The sequence below is a fragment of the Acinetobacter sp. YH01007 genome (genome assembly GCF_013420425.1).
GTDB classification, from domain to species: domain Bacteria; phylum Pseudomonadota; class Gammaproteobacteria; order Pseudomonadales; family Moraxellaceae; genus Acinetobacter; species Acinetobacter towneri.
Genome location: NZ_VOYC01000013.1, coordinates 83,158 through 97,873, shown reverse-complemented (window position 1 = coordinate 97,873; position 14,716 = coordinate 83,158). Strand labels below are relative to the sequence as shown.

Annotated in this window: 13 protein-coding genes and 1 pseudogene; 8 read left to right on the top strand and 6 right to left on the bottom strand. The window is 42.6% G+C overall.

The window, feature by feature from the left end:
- Positions 1-9: 9 nt before the first annotated feature.
- Positions 10-1,125, top strand: a complete 1,116-nt coding sequence (gene dnaJ, locus FTT74_RS08105; RefSeq protein WP_004970338.1) for a molecular chaperone DnaJ — start codon at positions 10-12, stop codon at positions 1,123-1,125.
- A 95-nt stretch (positions 1,126-1,220) separates the two neighbouring features.
- Here dnaJ and FTT74_RS08100 read toward each other — a convergent pair whose 3' ends face one another.
- Complete coding sequence (locus FTT74_RS08100; protein ID WP_167845638.1) at positions 1,221-1,505, bottom strand: hypothetical protein; 285 nt, start codon at positions 1,503-1,505, stop codon at positions 1,221-1,223.
- 283 nt (positions 1,506-1,788) lie between these two features.
- On the opposite strand from FTT74_RS08100, the gene dapB reads away from it, so the two are divergent.
- Positions 1,789-2,610 carry a 4-hydroxy-tetrahydrodipicolinate reductase gene (gene dapB / locus FTT74_RS08095; RefSeq protein WP_004970334.1) on the top strand — a complete coding sequence of 274 codons (822 nt, stop codon included), beginning with the start codon at positions 1,789-1,791 and terminating at the stop codon, positions 2,608-2,610.
- Between the two features lie 132 nt (positions 2,611-2,742).
- Positions 2,743-3,387 carry an START domain-containing protein gene (locus FTT74_RS08090; protein ID WP_179988874.1) on the top strand — a complete coding sequence of 215 codons (645 nt, stop codon included), beginning with the start codon at positions 2,743-2,745 and terminating at the stop codon, positions 3,385-3,387.
- Positions 3,388-3,479: 92 nt separating this feature from the next.
- Here the strand turns inward: FTT74_RS08090 and FTT74_RS08085 are convergent.
- From FTT74_RS08085 to FTT74_RS08065, 5 genes and pseudogenes are all read right to left on the bottom strand, one after another.
- Positions 3,480-4,934 (bottom strand): annotated as a pseudogene (locus tag FTT74_RS08085) (capsule assembly Wzi family protein).
- Between the two features lie 175 nt (positions 4,935-5,109).
- Complete coding sequence (locus FTT74_RS08080) at positions 5,110-5,484, bottom strand: endonuclease domain-containing protein (RefSeq protein ID WP_179988873.1); 375 nt, start codon at positions 5,482-5,484, stop codon at positions 5,110-5,112.
- A 391-nt stretch (positions 5,485-5,875) separates the two neighbouring features.
- Complete coding sequence (locus FTT74_RS08075; protein ID WP_179988872.1) at positions 5,876-8,062, bottom strand: polysaccharide biosynthesis tyrosine autokinase; 2,187 nt, start codon at positions 8,060-8,062, stop codon at positions 5,876-5,878.
- A gap of 51 nt (positions 8,063-8,113) precedes the next feature.
- On the bottom strand, positions 8,114-8,542 hold the full coding sequence (locus FTT74_RS08070) for a low molecular weight protein-tyrosine-phosphatase (protein WP_179988871.1): 429 nt from the start codon (positions 8,540-8,542) through the stop codon (positions 8,114-8,116).
- The gene (locus FTT74_RS08065) at positions 8,542-9,645 is read right to left on the bottom strand and encodes a polysaccharide biosynthesis/export family protein (protein ID WP_179988870.1); all 1,104 of its coding nucleotides are present in this window, start codon (positions 9,643-9,645) and stop codon (positions 8,542-8,544) included. The genes FTT74_RS08070 and FTT74_RS08065 overlap by 1 nt, the downstream gene beginning before the upstream one ends.
- 316 nt (positions 9,646-9,961) lie before the next feature.
- Between FTT74_RS08065 and tviB the strand changes: the two genes are divergently transcribed.
- The 5 genes from tviB to FTT74_RS08040 all read left to right on the top strand — a co-directional run bounded on the left by tviB (position 9,962) and on the right by FTT74_RS08040 (position 14,702).
- Entirely contained in the window at positions 9,962-11,239 is a 1,278-nt protein-coding gene (gene tviB, locus FTT74_RS08060; RefSeq protein ID WP_179988869.1) for a Vi polysaccharide biosynthesis UDP-N-acetylglucosamine C-6 dehydrogenase TviB, read from the top strand.
- Positions 11,240-11,259: 20 nt separating this feature from the next.
- Complete coding sequence (locus FTT74_RS08055; RefSeq protein ID WP_179988868.1) at positions 11,260-12,285, top strand: NAD-dependent epimerase/dehydratase family protein; 1,026 nt, start codon at positions 11,260-11,262, stop codon at positions 12,283-12,285.
- The gene (locus FTT74_RS08050; protein ID WP_179988867.1) at positions 12,282-13,454 is read left to right on the top strand and encodes a lipopolysaccharide biosynthesis protein; all 1,173 of its coding nucleotides are present in this window, start codon (positions 12,282-12,284) and stop codon (positions 13,452-13,454) included. Before FTT74_RS08055 ends, FTT74_RS08050 begins: the two co-directional genes overlap by 4 nt.
- Positions 13,454-14,047, top strand: a complete 594-nt coding sequence (locus tag FTT74_RS08045) for a DapH/DapD/GlmU-related protein (RefSeq protein WP_179988887.1) — start codon at positions 13,454-13,456, stop codon at positions 14,045-14,047. Before FTT74_RS08050 ends, FTT74_RS08045 begins: the two co-directional genes overlap by 1 nt.
- Positions 14,048-14,153: 106 nt before the next feature.
- Complete coding sequence (locus FTT74_RS08040) at positions 14,154-14,702, top strand: DapH/DapD/GlmU-related protein (protein WP_179988866.1); 549 nt, start codon at positions 14,154-14,156, stop codon at positions 14,700-14,702.
- Positions 14,703-14,716 lie beyond the last annotated feature (14 nt).

Here is a 14,716-nt window from a genome sequence, read left to right as displayed (position 1 = left end):
TCGCCAGACATGGCTAAACGTGATTATTATGAGGTTTTGGGCGTCTCTAAAACCGCTAGTGATGATGAAATTAAAAAAGCCTACCGTAAGTTGGCGATGAAATATCATCCAGACCGTAACCCGGACAATCCTGAAGCTGAAGAGAAGTTTAAAGAAGCTTCAGAAGCGTATGAAGTTCTGTCAGACAGCGAAAAACGCAGCATGTACGACCGTATGGGCCATCAAGCCTTTGAAGGTGGTATGGGCGGTGGTGCTGGCGGCTTCGGTGGTTTCAGTGCGGAAGATATTTTCAGCCAGTTTGGGGATATTTTCGGTGGAGCCTTTGGTGGGGGGGGGCGTGGCCAGCAACGTCAACGCCGTGGTTCAGACTTACGCTATGTGATGGAATTGACGCTTGAAGAAGCAGTCAAAGGCGTTAAGAAAACCATCACCTTTACAGCACCTGCGCCATGTGAAGCTTGTGATGGTAAAGGCTCGGAAAATCCAAATGATGTTGAAACCTGTCCAACCTGTCATGGTGCGGGTCAAGTACGCATGCAGCAAGGTTTCTTCTCGGTACAGCAAACCTGTAGCACTTGTCGTGGTCAGGGCAAAATTATCAAGAACCCATGCAAAAAATGTCATGGTTCGGGGGTGTCAGATCGTCAGCAAACCCTTGAGGTGACCATTCCTGCTGGCGTGGACAATGGCGACCGCGTACGCTTAACAGGTAAAGGTGAAGCCATTCGTGATGGTCAATCGGGCGACCTATATGTAGAAGTGGTGGTGCGCGAGCATGAAATCTTCCAGCGTGATGGTGCTGATCTGTATATGGATGTACCTGTCAGCATTGCCGATGCTGCTTTAGGTAAGGAAATTGAAATTCCGACTCTAGATGGCCGCGTGAGCCTGAAAGTGCCTGAGGGAACACAGACGGGTAAATTATTCCGTTTGCGTGGTAAAGGGGTAAAACCTGTGCGTACCAGTATGCAGGGCGATTTGCTCTGCCGTATTGTGGTGGAAACACCTGTGAATTTAACGGCACGTCAGCGTGAATTGTTAAAAGAATTACAGACGACGATGGAAGGTGAGGGCAGTCAGTCATCACCAAAGAAGAAGTCTTTCTTTGATCGTTTGTTTGATTAAGGAAACTTAGATTAGGTATGTCGAAGCACAACCTGATCTAAACTCAAATAATAAAGGCGATCTTGAAGATCGCCTTTGTTGTATCTGCTGTACTCTTATTCGACTTCAGGTACATCAATCTCTAAAACATCCACCATTTCAGTGGTTGCTGTTTCAACGATAGTTTGTGGTTGTGCGCTTGCAACAACCCCATGTTCTGCTGCTGTTTCTTCAAGTTCAGGTGTATCAACTTCAACAGCAAGCGGTTCTTGTAGTGTCACGCTAATACGGACTTTGGACAGGCTTTCTAGCGTATCCCCTTCTTGAAGTGCAGGCTCTGCAAATACAGATGCTGTGCTCATGCCCAACAATAATGCCAATACCATGTTCTTCGAATGCATGTAAATCCCCTTTAATTTTTGCAGTTGTTATCATTCGTGCAGGCTAGTCTGCGCATACAAGTTTGCAAATTTGTGAAATAAAAATAAAAAATGAGCATTTTCAGATAAATTTTTAGCATCGCTTTGATAAAAGTTTGCCTGAGATATTTAAAGCGATCATCAGCAGCCCAGTCACAGTTGCTTTCCGATAAAAATAAACCCAGAAACTTGGCAGACAAACTTAGTCTAGGCAGCGAGTTTTGATATAGTAAGCACAATTTAGAATCTATTTTAGGAATATGCTATGTCAGCAACTCCACGCATTGGTGTATTAGGCGCAGGCGGCCGCATGGGACGCATCTTAATTCAAGCTGTTCAAGAAGCAGGCTACCAATTGGCTGCCGCAGTAGAGCGTCCAGAAAGCAGTTTATTGGGTGCAGATGCAGGAGAGTTGGCAGGTGTAGGTACACTCGGTGTGAAAGTCGTGGGCAGCCTAGAACAAGTATTAGCTGACTGTGATGTCGTAATCGACTTTACCGCACCCGCCGCCACAGCACAGCACTTAAAACTTTGTCGTGAAGCAGGCGTGGCGATTGTGATTGGCACCACAGGCATGAATGATGAACAAAAAGCACTCTTAGAAGAATCGGCTCAACAGACCCCAGTGGTGTATGCCGCCAACTATTCAGTTGGGGTAAACGTATCTATTAAACTGCTGGAATTGGCAGCCAAAGTCTTTGGTGATAGTGTAGATATTGAAGTGATTGAAGCGCATCATCGTCATAAAGTCGATGCACCATCAGGCACGGCATTGATGATGGGCGAGGCCATTGCAGCAACCTTAGGTCGTGATTTAAAACAAGACGCTGTTTACTGCCGCGAAGGACACACAGGGCCACGTGAGCGTAAAAGTATAGGTTTCCAGACCATTCGTGGTGGCGACATTGTGGGTGAACATACTGCGATGTTTATTGCCGATGGCGAGCGTGTGGAAATTACCCACAAAGCCACCAACCGCATGAACTTTGCTGCAGGTGCCGTGCGTGCTGCAGCGTGGGTGGTGGGACGCGAAGCGCGTAAATACGATATGAAAGATGTTCTTGGATTTAACGATATTCAGGTTTAAAAACTGCGCAGGAATCCGAAATAGATAAAAACTACTTGAACAATTTTCAATCTACCGCTAAAACTAGGGTCTGATGTCATGGATGATGACGCATCAGACCCGATCTAAAACTAAAATAAGATGCAAAATAAAATGAAAAAATCGCTGCTGATGCTTGGGTTAAGCACCTGTATTTGTGCGGCCTCTGCACAAAATATTGAACATGCCAAACTGAGCATACATAAAAACAATATTAAAGTCTGGACCTTCCAACAGCAGTCTAGCCCTGTGTTTTTGTATAAGGCCGAAACCACCTTCAATGTACCTTTAGAAAAAGCTGCTGCCTTAATTTTAGATGTCGATCATGCCGTGAAATGGGTGCCTTATGTGGGCAGTGTCAAAGTCTTATCACGAGATGACCAAAAAGGTGAGTTCTTGCTGTATATGGTGTTGGATTTTCCTTTTCCGCTAAAAGATCGTGATTTAGTGGTCAAAGGCAAAATGAGTAAAGATGCACAAGGTATGGTTAGTATTCAAAATAAAGCCATTGAGGGGGGCTATCCCTTGAACCCAGATTATGTGCGTATTCAGGATTACGAAGGCGACTGGACCTTTCAGAAACTGGGTAATCACAAAGTCAAAGTCAGTACCTATGGCTATGCCAACCCTGAAGGCTCGATTCCTTTAAGTTTTGTGAATATGTTTGTGCAGCAGCAACCGTATCAAATGTTGCAAAAAATGAAAATTGAATTAAGCAAAAGTGGTAGTTATAAGGCATTGCCTGAAATTTTGCGTTAAATAATTGAGTTGCGCTGAATTTTTAATCTTAGAAAAATGGATGAAATCGGTGTCGATTTCATCCACGAAGTATTTCGGTCTAGCGGGTAGACTTAATAAGAAAACAGCCCTTTTTCTAAAGAAAATTCAATGCCAATCGATGCACCACCATCATTGCCATGGGCATCTGAATCGCTAATCCAGCCATTCAGTTTAAGTGGAATATCTGGACGTAAATAGTGTGTCCAAGTCAAATCCAAAGCTTTTAACTGATCTTTTTCTGGGAAAGCTTTATTGGTTTCGCCTCTCACTGGTCGATTAGCCGCCTGATCAAATTTGGCAAACAACATACGTGCATTCACGCGGTTGATACGATCAAAACGAATATCACCACCGACTGAAATCATTTGTCCATCACCGCCAATAGCATGCGCTAAAGGATAGCCATGTTGATAGAAACCATCGGTATAGGTACTGTGATTATAAGTGATACCTTGTGCTTTACCGTTGGTACGGGTGTCAGCCCATTCGGTATAGAGTTGGAACGGCATATTCTGATAGCTTGATGAATAATCTACCCCAGCCAAATACATTTTTTTTGAAGGTAAGCCGCCTGCTTCATCTTCACCAGCATATTGTGCATAAACACCCATTGGCATTTGTAGCAATGGCTGTAGGTTTAAGCGTGCATCAAAGCCTGCCACTTGGTTAGATGGGTTAGGAGTATCTCCATACACATTATCTTTACCAATCACCGCATCCCAGAATGAGTCAAAACTTTCTGGACGATCTTCACCCCCCCATTGAAAGGCACGTGAAGCACCCAATTCCAAATAAGGCAGCGGTTGTGCAGTGACACGTAAACCAATCAATTTGGCATCGGGTACAGCATCATAATCATGCAACTGACCTGCAAAGGCCTGATATTGCCATGGGCCAATCCATGACAACTATTTGTTGCTGAAAGCTTGTTGTTCAGCTCGTTGCATAGTTACGCCGTAAACTGGGCGGCTAGCATCGCCACGAATTAAACTACCGTCATGCCCAGGCCCCCAGTAGGTTGGGATTTGCCCAGCAATGAGCCATTGATTCCAAAGCTTGGTTGCAATATAGGAACCTTCAACATTGACATCTTGATCGTTATCAATTTGGGGGTCTTTTTCTGCATTGACCCGAATTTTAGCATCCCAGTATTGATTGCCTGCATTGAGTTCCAAACCTGCTTGATATTGCGCCTTTTGTTGGTCGCCAAAGGCTTATGGAATATTTTTTTGATCTGTTTCTGCAAAAAACGAGGCTTTGAGCAGTTGGTTATTGGCATTTAAATGTGCCACCACTGCATCGATGACTTTCTGTTGATTGTTGTTGCTGACTTTGGCTTGAGAAAGTGCACGTTGAATTTCATCACCACTCATAGGCCAAGTTGACGTACTAATTTGAATGACGCCTTGCTGATTTAGCCAGTTTAAATCGGTACGTAAGTTTTGGTCATTTAAGACAATGCCTTGGGCAAAGGTTAAGGATGAGCTTAATGCCAGTGTCACCAGCAGCGCTTTGGGTGCAAACATTCTTATACATTCTCAGCGTTTATAAACTGTAACCAAGATAGGTTTTTGAGTGGATTTTTGCAATGTGAATTGTTGAGTATTGTTGTAAATTTCAACAGAAAATTCTTCTGTAAACGGTGGAGGCTAGCACAAGTAAGGGCTTTGTAATGAATGTTCCTCCCTTTTTAAAGGGAGGCTAGGAGGGATTATCAGCGTGTTGACTTAAAATAACATTTTCAATGATTTGGATGACTGCATCGAGTTCATGCAAAATTTGTAAATTGTTAAATCTTAATACCGTTAGATTTAACTGTGTTAAAGCCTGATCACGTAATAAATCATACTTTAAGCCTTTTTCGTTCAAATGTTGGCTGCCATCGCATTCAATAATTAAACTTGCCGCAGGACAGTAAAAATCTACAATAAAATTCAGAATAGGCTTTTGCCGATAAAACTGTAAGCCCAAGATTTGTTTTTGACGCAGTCGTAACCAGAGTTTTTGTTCTGCTTCAGTCATATTGTTTCTTAACTGTCGTGCGTTATATTTTAAATTTTTGTTATAGGGTTGCATGGTTTTTTATTCTTTGTTTTTAAAAGTGGTTTATTTTTAATTAGCTTTCTTGTGACATACATAGCTCATCTTTTTAGATTTTTTTAATCCCCCTCCATCCCCCTTTTTCAAAGGGGGAAGCTAGCACGAGCATATAGCTCACCTTTTTCAAAGGGGGAGAAGCACAAGTGGAACTTTGTAATGGAGTTCCTCCCTGAGCAAGAGTTTAAGCACAGCTTTAAACTCTTGCGTAAGAAAGGGAGGTTAGGAGGGATTTTAACGTTGGTGGCTTTTGCTATATATAGCTCACCTTTTTTAAAGGGGGAGGCTAGCACGAGCATATAACTCACCTTTGCAAAGGCTGGGGAATATCGGGACGACGGGCTGATTTTAGCCCACCGATCACTTCGAATTAATCATCATCCTTATTGGCTTTATAGGCATAAGCATAGTTATAACCATAACCATAGCCACCCGCTTCACGTTGAATATCATTCAAAATAAAGCCGTTGACTTTCACGCCAGCTTGTTCAAAGCGGTTGACAGTCAGTTCAAGCTCTTTCATTTGAGTCTTGGCATAACGTGCCACCACCAAATTCACACCCGCATATTGTGAAATAATAATCCCATCGGTGACCGCAAGAACTGGCGGGGTATCAATCAGAATATGGTCAAACTGACTCGACAAGTGCGTGAGCATGTCTGCAAATTTTTGCGTGCTTAACAACTCTGACGGATTGGCAGGACTTTTACCACGGCTGATGAAGCTTAAATTTTCAACTTCAGTATTGCGCACAACACTGCCTAACTCTTGTTGACCATTCAGGTATTCGGTTAAGCCAGGCTTAGGGTCGTAATTAAAGTATTTGTGCATATAACCACGACGTAAATCGGCATCAATCAATAATACGCGCTTATCACTTTGTGCCAAAATAGTAGCTAGGTTAGTTGAAATAAATGATTTACCCAACTCTGGTGCAGGGCCAGAAATCATAATGATATTGTTTTTGGCACTGCTTAAAGCAAAGTGAATAGCAGTACGCATGCTGCGCAGGCTTTCAATGGCAATATCATCACTGTTTTTAACTGCAAGAATAGGAATATTCTTTTTCTTTTTCAGAATTTTAATACGGCTTTCTTGCACAGGTGAACGTGGCACAGTGGCATAAACAGGTAAATCCAGTTCATTTTCAATTTGATTCGAGTCTTTAATACCTGAGCGCAACATATTACGCAGTAAGGCCAATAATGTGCCCAGAAAACCACCTAAGAAAACTGACAAAATTAGAATTAGTAATTTCTTTGGTTTAATTGGCTCAATTGGCTCTACCGCAGTATCGACAATACGCACATTACCAATTTCACCTGCTTTAGCAATCCGCAGTTGTTGGTAAGAGTTGAGCAAGCCTGTATACAGCTGTTGTTTGACTTCTACTTCACGGAACAGTTGTAAATATTGGCGTTGTAATTCTGGCAAGCGTTTGAGTGTGCCGTCTAACTCTGCAATTCGTTTGTTAATTGCCCCCAATTGCGCATTCATTTGCTGCATAACAGGGTGTTCGTTGGTGTACTTGGCCGCAGCTTCAGCCACTTGTTGCTCTAACTGCGCTTTTTGAGTTTCCAAAGTAATACTTTGAGTTAAGTACAACTCAGATTCTTTGGTCACATCGACTGTATTAAACTGTTGGCGGAAACGGTTAAATTCACGTTCTGCCACATCTAATTGTTGTTTCAGTTCTGGGAGTTGGTCTTCCAAAAACTTTAAGGTCTGTGCCGTTTCTGCAGAACGACGCTCAATATTTTGTTGGCTATACGCCGCTAAAATGGCATTTAGTACTTGGGTAATGTGTTGTTTGTCTTGCCCTTGGTAATTCAGCCCCAACACGCCCGTTAACTTACCTCTTTCTGCTACAGAATAGTCATCGGTTAAGCTTTTCATGGCAGCAGGTAAGCTTTGTTTTTCAATATTATAAGTGTTATCAAAGCTGTCTTGACTAAAAATAGCGACTTTCCACAGCCCAAATTCAGACTGTAATTGACTGACTTGGTTTAAAGGTGCAGAAAACACGACTTGTTCGGTTTCTTCATCGGTCAGGCTGTATTTGCCTTGTGCAAATTTTAAAATTAAGTTTTTATCTTGAAAGTATTGTGGGATATCGAACTGGCGGATATCAAAACTTTTTTGATTGTCTTTAAATAGCACTGACTGAGATGAATATTCACTGTCATATTCATGCTTGGCAATTAAACGATTCCAGAAACTGTCTTCTGTACCCGAAACGCGAATATTTAAATTCAGATGATCAATCACGCTGCCCAACACCAAACGTGATTTTAAAATTTCAATTTCAGCTTGTGCAGGTGATTTCTGATCAATCATATTGGACAGATCACCCAATAACGCTGCAGAGGCCCCTTTGCTGTCTTCGACCTGTACCAAAGCATCTACTGCATAGGTGTCTGGTGTGGTTCTTAAATACAGTAAAGCGCAGACAATACTGAGTAGAACGCAAAGTGTAATCATTTTCCATTGTGCGATTAAGGAAAAAAATAATTCCTTTAAATCAATGGTGTCTTCGGTGTTGGCGGTTTGGCTCATAGTTTAAATATCAAAAAAGTAGAATTTTAAAAAAGCTAGAGTATCAAGAAACTAGATATATTTTTTCCAGTCGGCAATGCAGGCTTGAATTAACGCACAGGTTTCATCAAATACGGCCTGATCGTGCTGATAGGGGTCGGCCACATTTTTACTTTGCCAGTGCCCCAATCTAAAGGTTTTGCCTTTGGCAAAGGGCCAGGTTTGTTCCACATGCTTTTGTTGATTTTGGCTCATGACTAAAATTAAATCGGCTTTTTTAATCAGCTCTGCATTAAGTTTTTTTGCTACGTGTGGACTCATGTCGATGCCGTGACGTTGCATACATAAACTGGCTTTGTCATCGGCTGCATGACCCACTAAGCCTGAAATACCTGCAGATTCAATCTGTAAGTGTGGATATTGCTGTTTTAAAAAGTATTCTGCCATGGGGCTACGGCAAATATTGCCAATACACACCACTAAAATGTGATTAATTTTCATTAGTTCCCCAAACGATCTAGGTTATATAAAGCATTTGAGAATGGAATAATTTGGTTAACCACACGTTGCCAGCGGGCCAGGCCTGAAGCATCGACATAGACAATATCATTGCTGCGCATTTTAAACTGATTGGCCAGGCCAAAATCGGCAATGCTGGTTAAATCCATGTGATAGACTTCGGTATGTGCTGCATTAGGTTGACTGCGGACCACATAAATTTTACTGCGGCTGGCAGACAGTGGGTTTAAGCCCAGGCTTTCACCCAATACGTCGCTTAAGCTCATGCCTTGATCACGCATAGGGAGCGATTGATTTTTACCCGATTCACCCATGACATAAATTTTTTGGTTTTCACGGTTGTTGACATACAAGGTGTCATTTGGCTGGATGAGTAAGTTGTGCAGTGACAAGCCTGCTTTTTCCAGCTCTACGGTATTGAGTTGATAGCTACGCCCCTGACGCACTAAAGTCATAGAAGCATTGTCACCTTGTTGGGCATTAACCCCGCCTGCCATACCCAGTGCGGTATAGACACTGACAGGTTGATCATTTAAATAGAACTGCCCACCTTTCATGACATTGCCTTGTACAGAGTATCGCTGCCCTTGGTAAGACAAGACTCGTACAATCACGTCTGGGGTTTTTAAATAACGTGCCAATTGACCGCGCAACTCACGATTCACTTGCGCTAAAGATTTACCTGCAGCTTTATAACGCCCGATAATCGGAAACTGAATATAACCCTGTGAGTCAATTTGATAACCATTGGACTCGACCGCTTTTTCACTACTAATGGTATTGGTTGGTGGTGTAATTTCAGGATATGCCCATAAATAAATAGAGAGAATATCACCTGAACTTAAGGTGTATTGACGCTGTGGTGTATGAAATAAATGCGCATAGTCTTGTTGAATATTGTGAACTGCAGGCTGCACCGCAAGCATTGAGTCTTGGGTGAGTTTAATCACATTGACCGCTGTGCCCAAGTCGGTGGTATAGACCCCTTCATTTGGTATGTCATAGGTTTGTAAGCCAGAGGTCACAGCACAGCCAGTGGCGGCAATGCCACATGCCAATAAAACAGCCAGTTGAAAGTGTCGCACGCGAGATTCCATTATTAATTTTTTAAAATCTTTTAAATAAATTGCAGTCATTTTACCGAACTTGTAAAATAGGTACATAGCAATTTGTAATCATTTTGCAGATTCTGTCAAATTCTTTGCGAAAAGTGATAAAAATCGCAAATTGTGAATTTACTCTAAATTTAAAAAGTTGAATATTCGCAAAAAACTATACACTGTTGCTCCTCTTAAGTAATTTGAGCACAAATCACAATAGAAATTTCATGATTTTCTGCTAGAATCGCTGCCGAAAGATTCATTCTTCATAAAATACAGATATAAATTAAAAGGCGCTCAAATGCTACAGCTCTCAGACCTAAAAATTGCCATTATTGGTTTAGGCTATGTCGGTTTACCCTTAGCGGTTGAATTTGGCAAGAAGCTGCCTGTTGTGGGTTTTGATATTCAGCAAAAACGTATACAAGAATTAAAGAGCGGTCAAGACCATACCTTAGAGGTCTCGCCTGAAGAATTAAAACAATCTACTCATTTAACCTATACTGCAAATTTAGAAGATTTAAAAGACTGCAATTTCTTTATTGTGACGGTACCAACCCCGATTGATGAATATAAGCAGCCGGACCTGACACCATTGGTCAAAGCCTCGCAGAGTATTGGTAAAGTGCTAAAAGACGGCGACATTGTTGTTTATGAGTCAACGGTTTATCCGGGAGCCACAGAAGAAGTCTGCATTCCTGAACTGGAAAAAGTTTCAGGCTTGAAATTCAACCAGGATTTCTTTGCCGGTTATAGTCCAGAGCGCATTAATCCGGGTGACAAATTGCACCGCGTGACCAATATTCTCAAAATCACTTCAGGTTCTACGCCTGAAGTCGCTGATTTTGTTGATCAGGTCTATAACCTGATTATTGAAGCCGGCACCCATAAAGCCACCAGCATTAAAGTTGCTGAAGCGGCAAAGGTGATTGAAAATACCCAGCGAGATGTCAATATTGCGCTGATTAATGAGCTGGCCTTGATCTTCAATAAACTGGGGATTGATACCGAAGCGGTGCTTGAGGCTGCAGGTACGAAATGGAATTTCCTGCCGTTCCGTCCGGGTCTGGTTGGCGGGCACTGTATCGGGGTGGATCCGTACTATCTCACCCATAAAGCGCAAGCGATTGGTTATCACCCTGAAATTATTTTGGCTGGCCGCCGTCTGAATGATGGTATGGGCGCCTATGTGGTGACTCAGCTGGTGAAAGGCATGCTGAAAAAACGCATTCAGGTGGAAGATGCCAAGGTGCTGATTTTAGGCTTAAGTTTTAAGGAAAACTGTCCCGATATCCGTAACACCCGCATTATTGATATCGTCAATGAACTGAAAGAATATCACGTGAATGTGGATGTTTATGACCCATGGGTAGATTGTGCCGAAGCCGAGCATGAATATGGGATTCAGCCTGTTTCGACATTAACAGACCACAGCTATGACGCCATCATTTTGGCGGTGGCACATCATCAGTTTAAAGAGATGGGCGTAGAGAAAATTCGTGCCTTGGGCAAAGCAGAATATGTTTTATATGATTTGAAATATGTACTTGCACAGTCTGAATCTGATCTTCGTTTATAATTGATAAGGATATTATAAAGATGAGCCAATATCAGACAGTATGCGAGCAATTAAAGCAAAGCCCTAAAATCTGGCTAGTGACGGGGGTTGCCGGTTTTATTGGCTCCAATCTGTTAGAAACACTGTTGAAACTCGATCAAACGGTTGTTGGTCTGGATAACTTCGCTACCGGTCATCAACATAACTTAGATGAAGTGCAGTCATTGGTCAGTGCGGCGCAATGGGCGAAATTCACCTTTTATGAAGGCGATATCCGCAATCTGGAAGATTGCCAAAAAGCCTGTGCCGGTGTGGATTATGTCTTGCATGAAGCAGCTCTAGGCTCAGTACCACGTTCGATTGCTGACCCGATCACTACCAATGCCACCAATATCAGCGGTTTCCTGAACATGCTGACTGCGGCGCGTGATGCCAAAGTCTCCAGCTTTACCTATGCAGCCAGCAGCTCAACCTATGGTGACCATCCAGCATTGCCGAAAGTGGAAGAAAACATTGGCAAGCCTTTGTCGCCTTATGCCGTGACCAAATATGTCAATGAGCTCTATGCCGATGTTTTTGCTAAAACTTATGGCTTTAAAGCGGTTGGTTTGCGCTACTTTAATGTCTTTGGCCAGCGTCAGGATCCGAACGGAGCCTATGCGGCGGTGATTCCGAAATGGACCGCAGCCATGATTGCCGGTGACGATGTATTCATTAATGGTGATGGCGAAACCAGCCGTGATTTCTGCTTTATCGATAACACGGTGCAAGCCAACATTCTGGCAGCGACCACAGCCGATGATGCCGCAAAAAATCAGGTCTATAACGTCGCAGTCGGTGACCGTACCACCTTGAATGATTTGTATCGTGCGATTCAGGCTGCACTGGTTGAAAATGGCGTGAACTATACGAAAGATGCGGTGTACCGTGACTTCCGTGCCGGAGATGTACGTCACTCCCAAGCCAGCATTGCCAAAATTGAGAAAGCCCTGGGTTATGCACCTGAGTTTCGAATTAATGCCGGTATTCAGCTGGTCATGCGCTGGTACGTTAAAAATCTGACATGATTGCACGTATTTTTGCCAAATATCAGTCGATTGGCTTAATCACGTCGAGTTTATTAGTAGGTGCGATAATCACATTTATCGCACTTCCTTTTTTAACGCGCCTTTATTCGGTGCAGGATTTTGGTGAATATGGTATTGCCTTGGCTGTGGTCAGCGTTTTATCGACCATTGCCAATTTGCGTCTCGATCAAGCCTTATTGGTCGCGGAAGAGCAGGACAAAAAAAGCCTGATCTTTGAAGGAATGATGTTCTCCACAGGTATTGTGGCGGTCAGTGCCATCATCTTAAGTTTTATTTTTAATGCGGCTGTGGTGGTTGCCATTTGTAGCGGTGTGTTGGCCAATACCCTGATTCAAACTATCTATAATTATAAATTTGCCGCGCATGCAGAATATTTCTGTGCCGGACTGAATATTTTGCGTAGCCTGATTGTGGTGCTGGTACAGCTGGGTTTGCCCTTGTTGATGAGCATCAGCCTGGTCAACAGTTACAGTGCCAGTTCGCTGCTGATGCTGCTGTTTATATTGATTTATATTGTAAAAAATCAGCTTTATCAGGTCAGTTGGCAGGCATTTAAGCACTATCAGGATTTTATTTATTCCAATACGCCACATGCCTTGCTGAACAGCTTTTCGCATAACTTGCCTTATTATGTGGTCTCGCATTTTGTCGGTGTGCAGGCGATGGGCTTCTATGCCATTGTGGAGCGAACTTTACGTGTGCCGATCAATCTGATTTCGCAAACCTTGCGTCAGTTCTTTATTCGCAAATTTAAAACCACGGATTCCAATCAAAGTGCTTTAAAGGCGAGTTTACTACTCAGTCTGGTTTCACTGCCTTTATTTGCCGTTTTCTTTATTCTGCCTGAATCGCTGTATTTATGGATTTTTGGCAGTGAATGGGTCGGTATTTCAAGCTATTTCCAAATTTTAGCTTTGGGTTATTGGGCGATTTTCTGTAATCCACCGAGCTCGGCTTTTTTAATTGCCAAGCGCAACAGCCAAGTACTATTTAAACTGCAAATCGTGGAACTGATCATTAAGTTCGCATTATTTGCAGGGCTGTATGTTTTATTTGAGAATAAAATCTATATGCTGCTTGCCGTGCCGGTTGCCCTGATTTTTTATAACTTTGCCATTTTATTCTCTGTGTGGAGTAGCAAAAAGTGATGTTTTTTAAAACCTTAAAATACATGAATTGGTTTGCTTCACAGTGCCGTAAAGTGATGTACAACATGGCATTTGGCACAAAATTTCGTTACTTCGGCAAAGCGTGTACCCTAGAGATTAATGGCCAAGTCAAGATCGGCAACAATGTTTATATTGGCGATCATGCCAGCCTAATCGTTGAAAAAGGTGCAGTGCTTGAGATTGCTGACAACAGTTTTATTGGTGAAAATTGCTATATCAAATGCTTCGGTGGCAAGGTGGTGATTGGCAAAGATGTTAGCATTAATTCCAAGTCCTATATTAATGGCTGTGGCGGTGTCACGATTGGCGATAACACTCGGATTGGCACGCAAAGTATTATGATTGCCAGTAATCATAAGTTCGGTGAGCCTGATCTTTTGGTTAAAGATGCGATTACCAAACTCGGTGTCAGCCTCGGTGAAAATATTTGGCTCGGTGCACGCGTGACGGTTTTAGATGGTGTCACCATTCCAAGCAACAGCGTGATTGGCGCGTGTAGTTTAGTGTCTAAACCACTGGATGATGCGGGTGTGTATGTCGGTAGTCCCGTCAAGAAAATCAAAAATCTATAAATCAGGTCATCATACTGACTTTGGTCCGAATATCTTCAAGCGCATTTTCAGCGTAAAATATTCAGCGATTTTTCCTCCTTTTTAGAACCTGACATAGGTCATGTATATGGCATTTATTGTTTCTGCTTTTCGACAGCTGTTTGATTTGGTTTATTTTATGGCCAAAGGCAGTGTGGCATATGCACGTAAAAAGGGGGTCAAAGTCGGTGAAAACTGTCGAATTTATATTAAAAATTGGGGCTCAGAACCGTTTTTAGTCTCGATTGGTGATCATGTCACGGTCACATCAGGCGTGAAGTTTATTACCCATGATGGTAGTACTTGTTTGGTCAAAGATGATAAAGGCAAACGTTATCAACACTTTGCACCGATTCAGGTTGGTTCACATGTCTTTATTGGCGTAAATAGTATTATTATGCCGGGCGTGAGTATTGGTTCCAATGTGGTGATTGGTGCAGGTTCGGTGGTGACCAAAGATATTCCAGATCATTCTGTGGCGATTGGTGTGCCGGCTAAAGTAGTGTCGAGCTTTGCTGATTATCAAGCCAAAATTCAAAGCACTTGCGCGAGTGACAGTGAACTCGTTGGCATTATTGATTACCGCGCACGCGTTGAACGTGCCATGGTGATTCAAGCCTCAAAACTCTCAGATTAATACGTTCCCATTTC

Coding starts and splice junctions, on each gene's coding strand:
- dnaJ (WP_004970338.1), top strand. CDS start 10: ATGGCTAAACGTGATTATTATGAGGTTTTGGGCGTCTCTAAAACCGCT.
- FTT74_RS08100 (WP_167845638.1), bottom strand. CDS start 1,505: ATGCATTCGAAGAACATGGTATTGGCATTATTGTTGGGCATGAGCACA.
- dapB (WP_004970334.1), top strand. CDS start 1,789: ATGTCAGCAACTCCACGCATTGGTGTATTAGGCGCAGGCGGCCGCATG.
- FTT74_RS08090 (WP_179988874.1), top strand. CDS start 2,743: ATGAAAAAATCGCTGCTGATGCTTGGGTTAAGCACCTGTATTTGTGCG.
- FTT74_RS08080 (WP_179988873.1), bottom strand. CDS start 5,484: ATGCAACCCTATAACAAAAATTTAAAATATAACGCACGACAGTTAAGA.
- FTT74_RS08075 (WP_179988872.1), bottom strand. CDS start 8,062: ATGAGCCAAACCGCCAACACCGAAGACACCATTGATTTAAAGGAATTA.
- FTT74_RS08070 (WP_179988871.1), bottom strand. CDS start 8,542: ATGAAAATTAATCACATTTTAGTGGTGTGTATTGGCAATATTTGCCGT.
- tviB (WP_179988869.1), top strand. CDS start 9,962: ATGCTACAGCTCTCAGACCTAAAAATTGCCATTATTGGTTTAGGCTAT.
- FTT74_RS08055 (WP_179988868.1), top strand. CDS start 11,260: ATGAGCCAATATCAGACAGTATGCGAGCAATTAAAGCAAAGCCCTAAA.
- FTT74_RS08050 (WP_179988867.1), top strand. CDS start 12,282: ATGATTGCACGTATTTTTGCCAAATATCAGTCGATTGGCTTAATCACG.
- FTT74_RS08045 (WP_179988887.1), top strand. CDS start 13,454: ATGTTTTTTAAAACCTTAAAATACATGAATTGGTTTGCTTCACAGTGC.
- FTT74_RS08040 (WP_179988866.1), top strand. CDS start 14,154: ATGGCATTTATTGTTTCTGCTTTTCGACAGCTGTTTGATTTGGTTTAT.